Source organism: Flavimarina sp. Hel_I_48 (assembly GCF_000733945.1).
Classification (GTDB): Bacteria; Bacteroidota; Bacteroidia; order Flavobacteriales; family Flavobacteriaceae; genus Leeuwenhoekiella.
In genome coordinates this window covers 63,071-78,548 of sequence record NZ_JPOL01000003.1, presented here as the reverse complement: position 1 = coordinate 78,548, position 15,478 = coordinate 63,071, and the positions used below count along the sequence as shown (strand labels likewise).

13 protein-coding genes are annotated in these 15,478 nt (G+C 41.5%); 6 read left to right on the top strand and 7 right to left on the bottom strand.

Annotated elements, in window-relative coordinates; genetic code table 11:
- Window positions 1-197 precede the first annotated feature (197 nt).
- The 5 genes from P162_RS16235 to P162_RS17775 form a co-directional block, all read right to left on the bottom strand.
- A complete protein-coding gene (locus P162_RS16235; RefSeq protein WP_031428892.1) occupies window positions 198-1,544 on the bottom strand; it encodes a DEAD/DEAH box helicase in 1,347 nt (448 codons plus the stop codon).
- Between the two features lie 169 nt (window positions 1,545-1,713).
- Window positions 1,714-1,848: a hypothetical protein gene (locus P162_RS17965; RefSeq protein ID WP_262493931.1), complete on the bottom strand. Its 135-nt coding sequence runs from the start codon at window positions 1,846-1,848 to the stop codon at window positions 1,714-1,716.
- A 57-nt stretch (window positions 1,849-1,905) separates the two neighbouring features.
- On the bottom strand, window positions 1,906-2,394 hold the full coding sequence (locus tag P162_RS16230; protein ID WP_031428891.1) for a hypothetical protein: 489 nt from the start codon (window positions 2,392-2,394) through the stop codon (window positions 1,906-1,908).
- Window positions 2,395-2,573: 179 nt separating this feature from the next.
- Window positions 2,574-4,037: an aminoacyl-histidine dipeptidase gene (locus P162_RS16225; RefSeq protein WP_031428890.1), complete on the bottom strand. Its 1,464-nt coding sequence runs from the start codon at window positions 4,035-4,037 to the stop codon at window positions 2,574-2,576.
- A 377-nt stretch (window positions 4,038-4,414) separates the two neighbouring features.
- Window positions 4,415-4,555 carry a hypothetical protein gene (locus P162_RS17775; protein WP_164076282.1) on the bottom strand — a complete coding sequence of 47 codons (141 nt, stop codon included), beginning with the start codon at window positions 4,553-4,555 and terminating at the stop codon, window positions 4,415-4,417.
- 140 nt (window positions 4,556-4,695) lie between these two features.
- Between P162_RS17775 and P162_RS16220 the strand changes: the two genes are divergently transcribed.
- The 4 genes from P162_RS16220 to P162_RS16205 all read left to right on the top strand — a co-directional run bounded on the left by P162_RS16220 (window position 4,696) and on the right by P162_RS16205 (window position 10,783).
- On the top strand, window positions 4,696-4,980 hold the full coding sequence (locus P162_RS16220; RefSeq protein WP_031428889.1) for a 4a-hydroxytetrahydrobiopterin dehydratase: 285 nt from the start codon (window positions 4,696-4,698) through the stop codon (window positions 4,978-4,980).
- Between the two features lie 162 nt (window positions 4,981-5,142).
- Window positions 5,143-5,868: a YebC/PmpR family DNA-binding transcriptional regulator gene (locus tag P162_RS16215; protein WP_031428888.1), complete on the top strand. Its 726-nt coding sequence runs from the start codon at window positions 5,143-5,145 to the stop codon at window positions 5,866-5,868.
- Between the two features lie 307 nt (window positions 5,869-6,175).
- The gene (locus tag P162_RS16210; protein WP_031428887.1) at window positions 6,176-9,271 is read left to right on the top strand and encodes a SusC/RagA family TonB-linked outer membrane protein; all 3,096 of its coding nucleotides are present in this window, start codon (window positions 6,176-6,178) and stop codon (window positions 9,269-9,271) included.
- A 3-nt stretch (window positions 9,272-9,274) separates the two neighbouring features.
- The gene (locus tag P162_RS16205) at window positions 9,275-10,783 is read left to right on the top strand and encodes a SusD/RagB family nutrient-binding outer membrane lipoprotein (protein ID WP_051908106.1); all 1,509 of its coding nucleotides are present in this window, start codon (window positions 9,275-9,277) and stop codon (window positions 10,781-10,783) included.
- A gap of 95 nt (window positions 10,784-10,878) precedes the next feature.
- Here the strand turns inward: P162_RS16205 and P162_RS16200 are convergent, their stop codons facing one another.
- Together P162_RS16200 and P162_RS16195 are read right to left on the bottom strand one after the other, a co-directional pair.
- A complete protein-coding gene (locus P162_RS16200; protein WP_031428885.1) occupies window positions 10,879-11,937 on the bottom strand; it encodes a pyridoxal phosphate-dependent aminotransferase family protein in 1,059 nt (352 codons plus the stop codon).
- A gap of 1 nt (window position 11,938) precedes the next feature.
- On the bottom strand, window positions 11,939-12,949 hold the full coding sequence (locus P162_RS16195; protein WP_031428884.1) for a dipeptide epimerase: 1,011 nt from the start codon (window positions 12,947-12,949) through the stop codon (window positions 11,939-11,941).
- A gap of 202 nt (window positions 12,950-13,151) precedes the next feature.
- On the opposite strand from P162_RS16195, the gene P162_RS16190 reads away from it, so the two are divergent.
- The gene (locus P162_RS16190; protein ID WP_031428883.1) at window positions 13,152-14,027 is read left to right on the top strand and encodes a sterol desaturase family protein; all 876 of its coding nucleotides are present in this window, start codon (window positions 13,152-13,154) and stop codon (window positions 14,025-14,027) included.
- A gap of 94 nt (window positions 14,028-14,121) precedes the next feature.
- Complete coding sequence (locus P162_RS16185; protein ID WP_031428881.1) at window positions 14,122-15,459, top strand: MBL fold metallo-hydrolase; 1,338 nt, start codon at window positions 14,122-14,124, stop codon at window positions 15,457-15,459.
- Window positions 15,460-15,478 lie beyond the last annotated feature (19 nt).

Below are 15,478 nucleotides of genomic sequence, written 5' to 3'. Positions count from 1 at the left end.
CAATATTCGTTTATATCAGTTAATATACAATATTAATCCGATAAAAAGATTAAAAACAAAAAAGATCCAATATGGATCTTTTTTTAATTCTATTAGACTTTTTTAAAGTTGGGTCAAATTTGCTTTTTAAAAATATAAAATACAATTACGCTATAGATTGGCTTTAAAAGTTAAAATACGTATTCAATGGATACCAATTATTTTTTGTTTCTTCGGTTGTAATTTTTATCTCCGCGTGTTTTCGGTTTCTTGTATTTTTTTGCTATTTCCCTCCTGTAGGAACCACCTTGATTGGTCTTTTGATTTTTCTCTTTTTTCTCATGAAAACTGGCCCCTTTCGTTTCACTTGGTTTGTTTGGATTGTTGGCTTCTTTGATTTCGGGGCGTTCTTCAGGTGCCAGTCGCGTAGCGATTTCTATTTCTTCCGGCAGCTCCATTATGGGCAAAGTGGTTTTCATCAACTGCTCAATACCTTCTTTAGCCTCCTGTTCTTTTGGGGTGTACAGCAAAAGGGAATGCCCTTCCTGCCCCGCCCTACCGGTACGGCCTATGCGGTGCATATAATTTTCAGGGAAACTGGGCACATCAAAGTTAATCGCATGACTTACCTGATCAAGGTCTACCCCGCGCGCCATGACATCTGTCGCGATCAGGATACGGGTTTTGCCTTCCTCAAAATACTTGATGGCATTTAAACGATAATTCTGTGTCTTGTTTGAATGAATAACATCCAATTCCCTAACGCCATTCGCGACCAATTCCTTTTGTAACCGCTCCACGCTTTTCTTATTGGAAACAAAAATCAAAACTTTTTTAAATTCAGTCTTCTTCAGCAGATGAATAAGAAGGTTTGCTTTCGTATAAAAGTTGGGGACCGCATAGGAAACCTGTTCAATATTTTCAAGAGGTTCCCCACTTAGCGCTACCGTGATACGTTCTGGCGCGGTAAAGAAACTATCAATCAACTCGGATACATCATCAGTCATCGTGGCCGAGAAAAGAATATTTTGCCGTCGTTGCGGAAGCATATCCAAAATATTCGTGAGCTGATGCCGAAAACCAAGATCTAACATCACATCTACTTCATCAACCACAAAATGTTTGATGGACTTTAACTGAATCGTACGGCTGAGGATCAAATCATTCAATCGACCAGGTGTCCCAACTAAAATATCAAGCCCCTGCGCTACCGCTTCCTTTTGTGGATTGATGTTCACCCCTCCAAAAACGCCGGTTACCCTAACGGACATGTATTTTGCATAACCCTGGATATTTTCCACAAGTTGACCCACAAGTTCGCGGGTGGGCACAAGAATCAAAATACGTGGATTATCCTGTTTGGAGAATTTTAAACCTTCCAGCAGGGGCAACATATACGCAAAGGTCTTACCCGTACCGGTCTGGGCAGTACCTACCACATCCCTACCCGAGCGAATCACGGAAAATGCATCTTCCTGAATCTGGGTAGGTTTTTTAAAGCCCAAATCTTCTATCGCATAATGCAATTGCTTGGATATTTTGAAATTATCGAAATTTTCTTCCATGGGGGAAATTTGGTTAAATGTTATTGGTTGAAGGTTGCAGGCTTGTTATAAACTGTAAAAATACGGGATGAAATATTTTATGGTGTAAGTGTTTAATTGGCTTGATAATATCGGATATAATGATCACTCCAAAGAATTGTTTTCGCAGAGAAATAAACTAAATCTGTTTTTATAATAAATTGTTCAGCTTTTCTATCGTTTCTCTTATTTTTCGTTCGATATCCTTTCCTTTTTCTAAACTTTTATTATTTGCCAAAATTCCATAGCTATTAATTAAATAAAGTGCTTTTTTAGAAATACTCATAAATTTAACAATATTTTTTCCTGCCGTCTAAATCTTTAATTGTGTCATAATACCTTTTCAAGCTATCGACAATATGTCCCGCAGTGTAATGTCTGACCTTTTAATTTTTTTATATTCTGAAGTATTTTTAAAGCAAATTATCTCCTGCATTAATTCCTCAAATTCTTCAACTAGACTTTTATAGCTTTCTTTAATTGATTTCTCTAAAAAATTTTTGTTTTGAGGAGGTTTTAGCTTATTCAACGTCTCATGAATTAGCAAATAGGAATTTTTAATGAAAAATATCTTTTCCCAATCTGTCTTTGCTGAAATTAAATTTTTAAGATTCACAGCCAAATCCAAAGTTGAAATTGTCAAATAACCGTTATAATTATTTAAATTCTCTATTTCAATAAATTCTGCTAAGTCTGCATTTGAATTGCAATTTTTAATGACTCTTTTAGACTTTTCGATCAAAGAAATTTGTTTTCTCATTCTTTCCAAATGTCTCGTATAGAAAATTATACTTTCATCACATTCAATTACTAATTCTTCTAACTTATTCATTTAGATTATTTTACTAATAAGAATTGCTATATCTCCAAATATAAACCTACAAGGAGACCTCCTACCGTCGGCAACACCTTGCAGGTTTTTATATATTCTTCATTCTTCATTCTTCATTCTTCATTCTTCATTCTAAAAACACAAGCTACACCTTACAATATACAGTGTACAACATCAAACTACTTTACAGGTATATCCTTTAAAATTTCCTGAACAAACGTCCAGAACTTCTGCAATGAAGTTATACTGGCGCGCTCGTCTGGAGAATGTGCGCCACGAATGGTGGGTCCAAAGGAAATCATATCCATTTCTGGATAATTCTGACCTAGAATACCACATTCCAGTCCGGCGTGACAGGCAGCGACTTCAGGCTCCTCTTCATTGAGTTTTTTGTATTTATCAACCAGAACCTTTAAAACAGCGCTGTCCATATTCGGTTTCCAACCTGGATATTCTCCCGAAAAAGAAACTTCACAACCCATAAGCTCAAAAGCAGCCTGTAAGGTTTTTGCAAGATCCTCACGCGAAGATTCCACCGATGATCGTGTTAGGCAAAGCACTTCAATAGTCCCGTTTTTAACAGTGATACGGGCGACATTGTTTGAGGTTTCCACAAGGTTTTCAATGTCTGGGCTCATTCTAAAAACACCATTCCAGGCGGCTTGTATAGCACGCACAAATTGCTTTTGTACTTCGGTATTCATTACTTTTCCTGGCACTTCAGCCGTTGTGCATTGGATTTTAAGCTCAGGATCGGTTTTTTGATATTCGGTTTTTATAGCTTCCGCAAGGGTCTTTATGTGTTTTTCAAAAGCCTCGGTTTTTGATTCTTCCACAACTACAAGCGCCACACTTTCCCGTGGGATCGCATTGCGCAAACCACCACCTTCTATTTTTGATAATTGCAAACCAAAATCTTCAAAAGCACTGACCAGCAAACGGTTCATCAGTTTATTGGCATTGCCCAGTCCTTTATGGATTTCCATCCCGGAATGACCTCCGGTAAGTCCGTTTACTTTTAAAGTATACGCCTTTTTAGTTGTGGCAACTTGTTCTTCCTCATACGTTCTGGTCGCAGTGATGTCTACGCCACCAGCACAACCTACACCTATTTCATCATCTTCTTCGGTATCCAGGTTCAATAGTATTTCGCCATTGAGAAGTCCGCTTTTAAGTCCTTTCGCGCCGGTCATCCCGGTTTCTTCATCAATGGTAAAAAGCGCTTCCAGCGCAGGATGCTCTATAGTATCACTTTCAAGGATCGCCATAATGGTGGCAACGCCCAGCCCATTATCTGCCCCCAGGGTGGTCCCTTTTGCTTTTACCCAGTCCCCTTCAATTTTCATGTCTATTCCCTGGGTGGCAAAATCAAAATCGGTATCGTTGTTTTTCTGGTGCACCATATCCAGGTGCGATTGTAAAACAACGGTTTTACGGTTTTCCTGACCTTTTGTGGCCGGTTTTTTTATGATCACATTTCCTACGGAATCTACCTTTGTTTCAAGGTTTAATCCTTCGCCAAAAGCCTTCATAAAAGCGATCACCTCTTCTTCTTTTTTAGAAGCGCGGGGTACCGCATTAAGATCGGCAAATTTATTCCAGACGGCTTTCGGTTCCAGGTTGCGTATTTCGGTATTGTTCATTGCAAATAAAATTTGGCGCGAAGATACGGGTTTCCGAAGCGAATTCAAGGAAATAGAAAATTAGCGTTTTTGGTCTATTTTTTAGCATTTTGAGGCTAGAAAACAGGTCTTTTAGTATATATTTTAAATATTTAGAAAGTGTTTCAGGATATTAGAACGTTCTCAAGGGTTACTTGTATTTTTTGATTCTTCAGTTCTTTTTGATATTGGGCGTTACCCTGCGGGTCGGGCTTTGCGTTGCAATCTTTCTGTTCGTGCCTCACAAAAAGGCTTCCTCCCGGTAGGGTCTGGCAGAGCTACTGCAATCCCTAACGCGGAATACGTAGATTTTTTGAAGTAGTTTATGGCTTAAATCGGCTTTTTTTCGGCAATTTTAGTCAAATTTTGAGCTGTTTTTGGACATTACCCTGCGGGTTGGGCTTTATGTTGCAATCTTTTGCTCGTGTCTCCCAAAAAGGCTTCCTCCCGGTAGGATCTTGCAGGGCTACTGCAATCCCTAACGCGAGATTCGTTTCCATATCCAGAAAATTTCCATAAAATCAAGAGGATTCTTGGTACAACCTAATGACTATTGAAAAATATTTAACGTTAATCTTCGCTTAAATGGTTTGCTATGGCGCGGGAGGATTCTATTTTTAAGAAACAAAAAACCAAAATCATGGATAAATTAGATGAAAATACCATAAACGAACGTCTGGAAAAAATTGACGGTTGGGAATATGAGGACAACGCGATTCATACCTCGCTTGAATTTGAAGACTTTAAAGAAGCTTTTGCAACTATGACGCGTATCTCTTTTGAGATCGAGAACCAGCAGCACCATCCTGAATGGACCAATACTTACAACCAACTTGTAATCTCGCTCTCCACCCACGATGCGGGCGGAGTAACCGAAAAAGATTTCAAACTTGCCCACGCGATCGAAAAAATAATCAACGGCTAAACGTTGAAAAAAGCAACAAAATAGTTTAAAAACAAAGCAAAATCTGTCCTTTTAGGTCAAAAATTGACTGAAAAGGGCGGGTTTTTTGTGTACTTAGCAACCGCTAAAAAACGTTTTTACTTTATAAGCTTTTAGTTAAATTTGCGCGAAACAATTCTATTTATGGGAAGAGCATTTGAATTTAGGAAAGCACGAAAAATGAAGCGCTGGAGCGCGATGGCCAAAGCCTTTACCCGCATAGGTAAGGATATCGTGATGGCCGTTAAAGATGGCGGTCCTGATCCAGATACAAATTCCCGACTTCGGGCCGTTATTCAAAACGCGAAGAGCGTCAATATGCCGAAGGATAACATTGAGCGCGCCATAAAACGCGCCAGTGATAAAAGCCTTGGCGATTTTAAGGAAGTACTTTTTGAAGGTTATGCGCCCCACGGAATTGCCGTATTGATAGAAACCGCAACCGACAATAATAACCGTACCGTGGCCAATATACGTTCCTATTTCAACAAATGTGACGGAAACCTGGGTACTTCAGGATCAGTTGAATTTATGTTTGACCACACCTGTAATTTCCGGATTCCCGCTGAAGGACTTGATCCCGAAGAAGTAGAACTTGAGTTTATTGATTATGGTGCAGAAGAGGTTTTTGAAGACGAGGACGGCATTTTAATCTATGGTCCGTTTGAAAGTTTTGGCGCCATTCAGCAAGCGCTCGAAGAAAAGGATATTGAGATTCTTTCTTCCGGCTTTGAGCGCATTCCACAGGTTACCAAACCTCTTTCTGCAGAAGATGCGCAGGATGTTGAAAAATTACTGGAAAAGTTAGAAGAAGATGATGATGTACAGAATGTTTATCATTCTATGGAAGAAACTTCTGACGGGGAATAACATCGTTTTTACTTCCTGTTTTTTATAGAATATCAATTGAGTGCCAGGCACTTTTTAAAGCATAGCCATCATTACCTCGTAATGATGGCTTTTTTGTTATATAAAACACTCAAAAAGATAATAGTCCTGCGTAGTAGTTAGGTTGTCAAGATTAAAGGATTAGCATAAATACGACACAAAGATCAAGGTAAATTCAGTATTTGGTTTAAATAGAACAGGAAATCAAAATATTTATAAAAAACTATTAAAGTTTTCTTAATCCAATTTTTTTAAGCAATTTAGACCTTCCAACACAAACCTTAACACTATGAAAAATCTCGCTTTAGGGATATTCTTCCTCTGTTATTTTTTTGCCTCCTACGGTCAAAATATTACCGGTACGGTCACAGATCCTACCGGTATCGCTTTTCCAGGCGTTTCTGTTCTCGTCCAGCAAACAAACCGGGGCACCACTACAGATTTTAATGGTAAATACACTATAGATGCCTCTGCCGGCGACGTGCTGGAGTTTACCTATATAGGCATGCAGACGCAATCCATTACCGTAGGCACAGATCAAACCATCAATATTCAAATGGAAGATGATACCCAGGAGCTCAACGCCGTTGTGGTAACCGCGCTTGGTATAAAAAAAGAAAAGCGCTCTGTGGGCTATGCCGTTCAGGAACTTGATAATGAAGAACTCACCAGAAACAGTAATAATGACGTGCTGGGCAGCTTGCAGGGAAAAATTGCCGGGGTAAATATTAATTCTTCCAGTGGGGCAGCCGGTGCAGGATCTAATATTATTATACGTGGTATCACCTCCCTCAATCCTGGCGCAAACAACCAACCTTTATTTGTTGTGGATGGGATTCCCATAAGCAATCAGGCGCCATCGGGCAGCCTATTACCAAGTACCGGATCCAATGCTCCTTCAAGTTCTGAACAGTTTTCTTTTACAAACCGGGGTGCCGACCTTAACCCCAACAATATTGAAAGTGTAAGTGTTCTTAAAGGTCCGGCAGCAACCGCCCTTTATGGTCTGCGTGCGGCAAATGGGGTCATTCTGATCACTACCAAAAGAGGACAGAACAACACGATGAATTTTAATTTCAAATCTACGGTAGGTTTTAGTGAGGTAAGCAAAACCCCGGACATACAGACCAAATGGCGGGAAGGTTTTAATGGTAAAATTATTTCAACCCCTAATGAAAATGCGCCTTCTGGCTACGATTATGCTGAAGGTGAAACCTTTGGTTTTTGGTCATTTGGGCCAGAATACCGCTCGGGGGAACCCATTTATAACAATTTCAGGGATCTTTTTAGAAAAGGCTTCACATCTACAAATACCTTTAGCTTAGGCGGAGGTGGTGAAACCTATACGTATTTTGGTTCCATCGTGCGGTCTGATGATGAAGGGATCGTTCCCAATACCAATTTTGACCGTACCACACTAAAATTGAACGGTTCGATAAACATAACTCCAAAATTCACCATAGATCCATCCATATCTTATATCAAATCTAAAGGAAGAATGCCCAATGGTGGCGACAAATCCATAATGAGTTCGCTATCGTACTGGACGCCTACTTTTGATGTAAACGATTATCTTACCGCAGATGGCAGTGAGCAAAATTATACCGCTGGCGTTGCAGACAACCCGCGCTATTTTGCCGAAGTTAGCTATTTAGACAGTGATGTTGATCGCATCCTGGCTAATACAAAACTTAATTACAAACCAGCCGACTGGGTTAATATCTCATACCAGATAGGTATTGACAATTATCACGATGACCGTTTTCGTTTTGTTCCCAGTGACATCGATCCCGGTTCTGCCACAAATGGTTTTATCGTACGGGAAGGTCTTAACTACAATGAGGTCACTTCAAACTTGTTTGTGACCTTTGATAAAAAACTGAGCGAAGATTTTTCGGCATCACTCCTTTTGGGAAATCAAATTTCAGACATACGTTCTAAACGCCTTACGCGCCGTGGCGAAGGACTGGATCTTGCAGCTCCCACGGTTTTTGGTCAGGCAACCAACTTCTTTGATGATCGCGGTGGCACCGAACAACGCATCGTAGGGATTTTCGGGAATTTGAGACTAGAATATAAAAACGTCCTGTATCTGGATATTACCAGCCGTAATGATTGGTCCTCTACCCTACCCAAAAAGAACAGGAGCTTTTTCTACCCATCAGCAAGTTTGAGCTACGTTTTTTCCCAGTCACTGGAAAATGCAGATGCCCTACCAGATTTTTTCTCTTACGGAAAATTGAGGGCTTCGTATGCAGAAGTTGGAAAAGATGCCTCCCCTTATCTCGGGATCTATTATGATCAACCCACAGATTTCCCATTTGGCACCATAGATGGCTATTCCCGTAACAGCCAGGGTGCTTCTGATCAGTTAAAACCAGAACGCACTGCTTCCCTTGAATTTGGTGGCGAGTTTAAATTTTTCAAAAGTCGGTTAGGTTTTGACCTTACCTATTATAAACAGAACAGTAAAGATCAAATATTACCGGTTCCGGTAGCACAAACCTCAGGTTTTAACACATTTGTGCTTAATGCCGGGGAAATAGAAAATCAAGGTTTTGAGGCATTAATGACCATTGTACCCGTGAAAACCAAAGACTTTAGATGGGACATTAATGTCAACTGGTCTACCGTAAATTCTGAAGTGCTTTCCCTTCCGGCAGGCATTGACGAGATTGTATTTGCTGACAGTGGTTTTGCAGGTATTGTTTCAAAACTTCAGGTGGGCGGTGCACCGGGAGATCTTTTTGGGTATATCTGGCAACGCGATGAAAATGGCAACCGGATTATTCAGGAAGATGGTTTTCCACGCGTACAGGCAGATAATCCTTCAGATCTGGTAAAAGTGGGCAACGCCATGCCTGACTGGCTGGGAAGTATAGGTAGTACTTTTACTTACAAAGGCCTATCATTTTCCTTCTTGTTAGAACGCAGGGAAGGTGGCGATCTGTATGATTCCGGTCAGCGCAATGGTATAAGAAATGGAAATTTAAAAATAACAGAACAACGCGGCGAAGAAGTTATCCTTGACGGCGTACTGGAAAACGGAACACCAAACAATATACCGGTAACCATTACCCAGGATTATTACCGCAGTTCTTCCTTTTACAACCGCGCTGCGGAAATACTGGTACAGGATGGTTCCTGGTGGCGCTTGCGCAATGTGACCCTGTCCTACGACCTGGATGAGAAACTTATCCAAAAAACTCCATTTAACGGCGTCACTTTTAGTCTGACAGGAACTAATTTATGGATCGATACTCCTTTTAGGGGCTATGATCCCGAGGGAACTCAATTTAGTGCCGGGTCTAATGCGTATGGCTTTACAGGTCTCAATATTCCAAATACGCGTTCCTATTTATTTTCCGTAAACCTAAACTTCTAAACGATGAAAAAAGTAAACATATATGCGATCGCAGTTCTGAGCCTTTTGGTATTTTCGGGCTGTGATGATTATTTAGGGGACAATCTTGATCCCAATCAGGAACTTGAAGAGAATCTTTCACCTTCAGACCTGTTGCCCACGTCTATAGTTTATACCTCTTCGGGGTACTATAATATAGGTGTAAATATTTGTCAGTATTCCCAGCAGATCGCCTCGTATTTTCAACCTGGAGCAGATACGCAGGAAGAAATTCAGATAACTGGCGGTTGGTCTTTTATCTATTTACAGGCACTCCCTGATATTCAAACCATGGAAGAGCTCGCGGTAGAACGCAATTCTACATCCTATCAAGGTATTGCAAAAATATTGCAAGCCACAAACCTGGGGCTGGCAACAGACCAGTGGGGTGCTATTCCCACGAGTGCGGCTACGCTGGGAGAAGAAGATTTTACGCCCACATTTGAATCTCAGGAAAACGTATACACTTTTATAAATACGCTTCTTGACGATGCCATTGCTTTGCTGGAGCAGGATGATACCTCGGGTCTAACCGTAGGCGAAGATGACCTGATCTACGGTGGTGATCTTTCAAAATGGATAAAAACCGCTTATTTCCTAAAAGCAAAATATGCCCTGCATACTACAGAAATTGATCAAAACGCAGCGGTAACCGCGGTTCTTGCTGCGTATCAAAATGCTTTTACAAGCAATGATGATGATTACCAACTTGTATACAATACCCGTAATTTCAACCCCTGGTATGCCGGGGTTGTGCTTCCCAATGCTACCGGAAATGCCTCTGTTTTGCTTTCTGATCAGCTCATAAGCCTTATGGACGGGACGCAATTTCCATTTGACGGCATTGATCAGGATCCCCGCCTTCCGCTGATAACCACTTTGGGAAGTGAGGAAACACAATATTTAGGCGCCATTAACGGTAGTGCCGGGATTCACGCTTTTGGAGCTACCGATGATGATCCCAATGTGGGCGCTACCACAGACTTTGGCGCTACAGATTTCTACAGTTCCCAAACTGCTCCTGTTCTTATCGGAAGTTTTTCTGAATTGAAATTTATGCAGGCCGAAGCTCTTTTTCTACAGAATGGTGGCGGGACAAATTCTACCGGAACAACCGCTGCCGGCTACGCAGCGTATCTGGATGGCATACGTGCAAATTTTGATAAAATTGGTGTTGATGCGGCAGCACGTGACGCTTATCTTGCCGACGCTTCCGTGGCCGTAGGCGCAAACAATCTTACGCTTGCGCTCCTTATGCGTGAAAAATATATTGCAACGTTCTTGAATCCAGAATCTTTTGTTGATTTACGCCGCTACGACTTTAATCCGGAAGTATTTGCTGGATTGGCCCTTCCGGTTAATCACAACGAGATATTGAATAATCAATGGGTTCGCCGGGCACAATATCCCGCAACCGAACAAACCCGTAATGGCGAAGAAGTTGAAAGGGTTATTAAAGGAATAGGTGAAGGCGTATGGTGGGATAAAGATTAATCCCTACAGTTATACTTTACAAAAACGGTCATTTTAAGGATTTTGAGTAAAAAACCTTTAGAAATGGCCGTTTTTTCGTGCTTTATGCCAATAAATCAGGCATTTTTAGCTAAAAATTCATTTATCAGTCCGCATAAATTGGCAATATCTTCCGGGGTATGCCCGGCGCTAAGGACAATTCGGCTGAGTACCACCGCATCAGAATTGGGATAGTTGAAATGGGTTACTAAAACGCTGTTTTCCCTTAAATATTCAGCAAGTTGTATACTGCGGAAGGCAAATGCCGGATGTCCTGCCGTATATTGAAAAAACGACTTATTATTGACCAAATCGAGGAAAAAATTGACATTTTCCGCCAGTTTTTTGCGCTGTTGCGTATAAATTGAATCGGCCTCCAGAAGTGTTGCTATGCTTGCCGGCGACGCCGGACTAGAACCCCCGAAGGGCAAACTGTTCTTAAGGTGATCGATACGATTAATTTCACCGAGAATAAAACCTGCCTGAATCGTGGGCCCTTTGCTCAGGGAACCGCAAACCAGAAGTTCCCGTGCACCCAGAAGAGACAATTTTGAGAATGCTCCGCTACCGTATTCCCCTATGATTCCAATGCCATGAGAATCATCTGCCACAAGAATAATTCGATCTAAAGGAAGTGTTTTTAAAAATTCAAAATCGGGGAAATTTTCATTTGAAAAAGTTACAGTATCCAGGAATAAAACTGGTGTTTGCGACGGGTTTTCATTGAGGTGTTTTTCTAGCGCATGCTCTAAATCAGCGTTAGAACCATAAAAAAGATCCCTTTTCCGCGATAGCGCCGTATGCGTGTGGGGCATATAAAAAACCGCGTAACCATCTTCATCAAAATAATCACGCAGCAACTGCCCGGCCAGATACCCCGAAGAGACTATTAGCGAGGCTTCAGCACCGGTCCAGTTTGCCATAAAGGTTTCTGCCTCGTCATAGATCTTAAGCCTGATATTCGATTTTCTCGAAGCGCCGTGACTTACACCATATTCCTTGATATTTTTGATTAGTAGATCCTCAAATTCGGGATGATGTTGAAGCCCCAGATAGGAAGTCCCACCAAAATAAAGGTATTCCCGGCCGTTTTCGGTTATTGTTCTCGCGGGTACTTTTTTGAGATAAATAGCCATTTTAGAATAAGGTTATCCCGCAACCGCCCAATTGTGGAAATACCACTTCGCCCCCATCTTTGATCTCTGCCCCTTTTGCAATATCTTCCCTAAGTAACATCGCACCATCCATATCCACAAAATCAAGCTGCGGTAACAATTGCGCAATCGCAGATATTCCCACGGAAGATTCCGTCATGCAGCCTACCATTACCTTTAGTCCTTTTTGTTTGGCTTCGGCAATCATTTTCCGTGCAGGTGTTAGTCCGCCACATTTGGTCAATTTTATATTGATACCGGTGAAATGACCGGCACATCTGGCCACATCTTCTGGTACGATACAGCTTTCATCTGCGATTATGGGCAGTGCGCTTTCTTTGATTACGCGCTTCATGTCTTCCCAATTGTCGGCTTTTAAAGGCTGCTCGATAAATTCAACGCCCATTTCTTTTAGGATCGGTGCGTTTTCAATGGTTTGTTCCGGGCCCCAGGCACAATTCGCATCCACCCGAAAAACAGCATCCGTATGCTTACGCAGTTCGCTTATGATGGCAACATCGTCTTCCGTGCCCAGTTTGATTTTATAGAGCGGCCAGGGCAGTTCCTGCATCTTTTCGACCATTTTTTCCACGGTGTCCAGACCTATGGTATAGTTGGTTTTTGGATACTGCGCGGTCGTGGTTTCCCAAAGTTCATAAAGCGGTTTCCGCTGAATTTTTCCGTAAAGATCATTTGCGGCCAGATCTAACGCGCAGAGGGCGAAATTACTAAGCTTCAGTGTCTTTAAAAAGGAGTAAAAATCTTCTGGTTTTTTAAAGGAATAGGCTTCAATCTGGGTGCGATTTTGCTCAATTTCCTCCATCATACTTTTCACCGTGATGTTGTAATACGGGTTTGAAGTCGCCTCGCCATGCCCTATATTCCCCTGGTCGCGAAGGGAAACAATAAGCGTATCCTGAAAATCGTGCGATTCCCTCGAAATGCTGAAGGTGTGCTTGAGCGCGAGCGTATATTTTTTTAAGGTGATTTGCATGATTCAAGTTGGTTAAAATAAGGACTGAAAATACCGAAAATCGGTCTTTTTTAGGTCTAAAATCACCGAAAATTAAGGTTATTTGAACATATTTATGAGTTAGCGATTGGGTTACGACCTATTATTTGAATAATGGGAAAATAAATACCTTATTTTTGAATATCATTAAGGTTCTTTCCATTTATACGACTTAAGTCTAGCTATGAAAGATTATTTCACCATCATAAAAGATTCTTTTACCGGGTATTGGAACTATCTGGGTGATGAAATAGTGAACCCCGGCTGGACAAATTACTTCTACTGGCTGATCGCGCTATCGCTGCTTGTTTTTACGATAGAGATCGTAATTCCCTGGCGTAAAAAACAACCCATTTTGCGCAAAGGGTTTTGGCTTGACGCTTTTTATATCCTGTTTAATTTTTTCCTTTTTTCCCTTGTGGGCTACAACGCGATCTCGAATGTGGGCGTGCAGCTTTTCAATGATTTTCTAGGTTTATTTGGTATAAAAAATATCGTGGCTTTTGAGGTACAGTCTTTTCCCGTTTGGGGACAGCTCGCCATTATGTTTGTCATTGCAGATTTTATACAATGGAACGTTCACCGAATGTTGCACCGTGTACCGTGGCTCTGGAAATTCCATCAAGTACATCATAGCGTTAAGGAAATGGGTTTTGCCGCGCAGTTTCGGTTCCATTTTATGGAAACCCTTGTGTACAAAACCGTACAGTACATTCCACTGGCCATGATAGGCTTTGGTATTGAACAGTTTTTTATCGTACACATGTTCGCCGTCTTCGTAGGACACCTCAATCATGCCAATGTAAATTGGAATTATGGCAAACTGGGCTATCTTTTCAACAATCCCAATATGCATATCTGGCATCATGCGAAAGAACTGCCGGCAGAACATCCTTACGGAATGAACTACGGACTCACCCTAAGCATCTGGGACTATCTCTTTGGTACGGCATACGTTCCGGGAGATGGGCGGGATATCGAACTGGGATTTCATGGAGAAGAAAAACTCCCCAAAGATTTTACAGGTCAGGTAGTATATCCTTTTAAGAGCAAAGAATGATGCTTGCAGGGGGTTCTTTTTAATTTTGCTGGGTTTAAAAGCCGCACTAGGCAACAATATTTTATTTTTACAGCAACCTTAAAGTTAAGCGTCAATGAAAATCAAGCAGTTTGAAGATAAAGCCCTCTCCCATTTCTCCTACGCGATCGTAAGTAATGGAAAAGTGGCCATTATTGATCCAGAGCGTGATCCCGCCATATATTATGCATTTGCCGAAGAAAATCAAGCGAAGATCACCGCTGTTATAGAAACCCATCCCCATGCCGACTTTATAAGTGCGCACTTGCAAATTCATAAAGAAACGGGTGCTACAATCTACACAAGTAAAAACGTGGGGGCACAGTATGCGCATACTGCTTTTGATGATGGCGATCACTTTAAGCTGGGCGATATAAGCTTTGAAGCGATCAATACTCCCGGTCATTCTCCAGACAGTATTACCATAGTTGCCAAAAATGCTGACCAAACAGTACTTTTTACCGGTGATACCTTATTCGTGGGCGACGTGGGCAGGCCAGACTTGCGGGAGAGCAATGGCAACAAAAAAGCCACCCGTATGGAACTTGCCAGGCAAATGTACCACAGTATTAAGCATAAATTTGACAAACTTCCTGATGAAGCCCTTATTTATCCCGCTCATGGCGCGGGTTCGCTTTGCGGAAAAAGTATGGGAGACGCATCATCATCCACACTGGGCAATGAACGTAAGGGCAATTGGGCATTTAAGGAGCAAACGGAAGAGCAATTTGTTGATGCCCTTCTTGAGGGGCAGGCGTTTATTCCGCATTATTTTGGCCATGCGGTAGATACGAATAAGGAAGGGGCAGAAAATTTGAGTTTGGCGTTAAGTGCAATTCCGTTGAAGGTGAGTTCAGATGCTGTTCCTGCGGGCGCATTAATTATAGATACGAGGGATGAGGCCGCTTTCAAAAAGAATCACCTTCCCGGAAGTTTTAACATCATGGCAACCGGTGTAAAAATGAGCTTTGAAACCTGGCTGGGTGCTATCGTAAAACCCGGAGAACAATTTTATCTCGTTTCGGAAACTGTAGAAAACGTTTATAAATCGCTTCAAAGGGTAGCTAAAATAGGATTTGAGCGGCAGGTTAAAGGCCTTCTCACCCTACCGGAACACGCCTTAAAGCATTTTCAAACCCTGGATCTTTCCCATTTTGAAGAACATACAGATGCGTACACTATAGTGGATATACGTAATAAAAAAGAAACTGATGAAAGCAAATTTTTTGCAAGCGCTTTGACCATCCCATTGCATGAATTACGGGAACGTGCGGATGAAATTCCGGCAGAAAAGCCTATTGTTGTGCACTGTGCTGGTGGTTATCGTAGTGCGGCCGGCAGCAGTATCGTGGCCAACCATCTGAAAGATACGATGATTTACGACCTTAGCGATGCTGTCAAAAAATTTCAGTAGAGGTTAATAAAACAACACA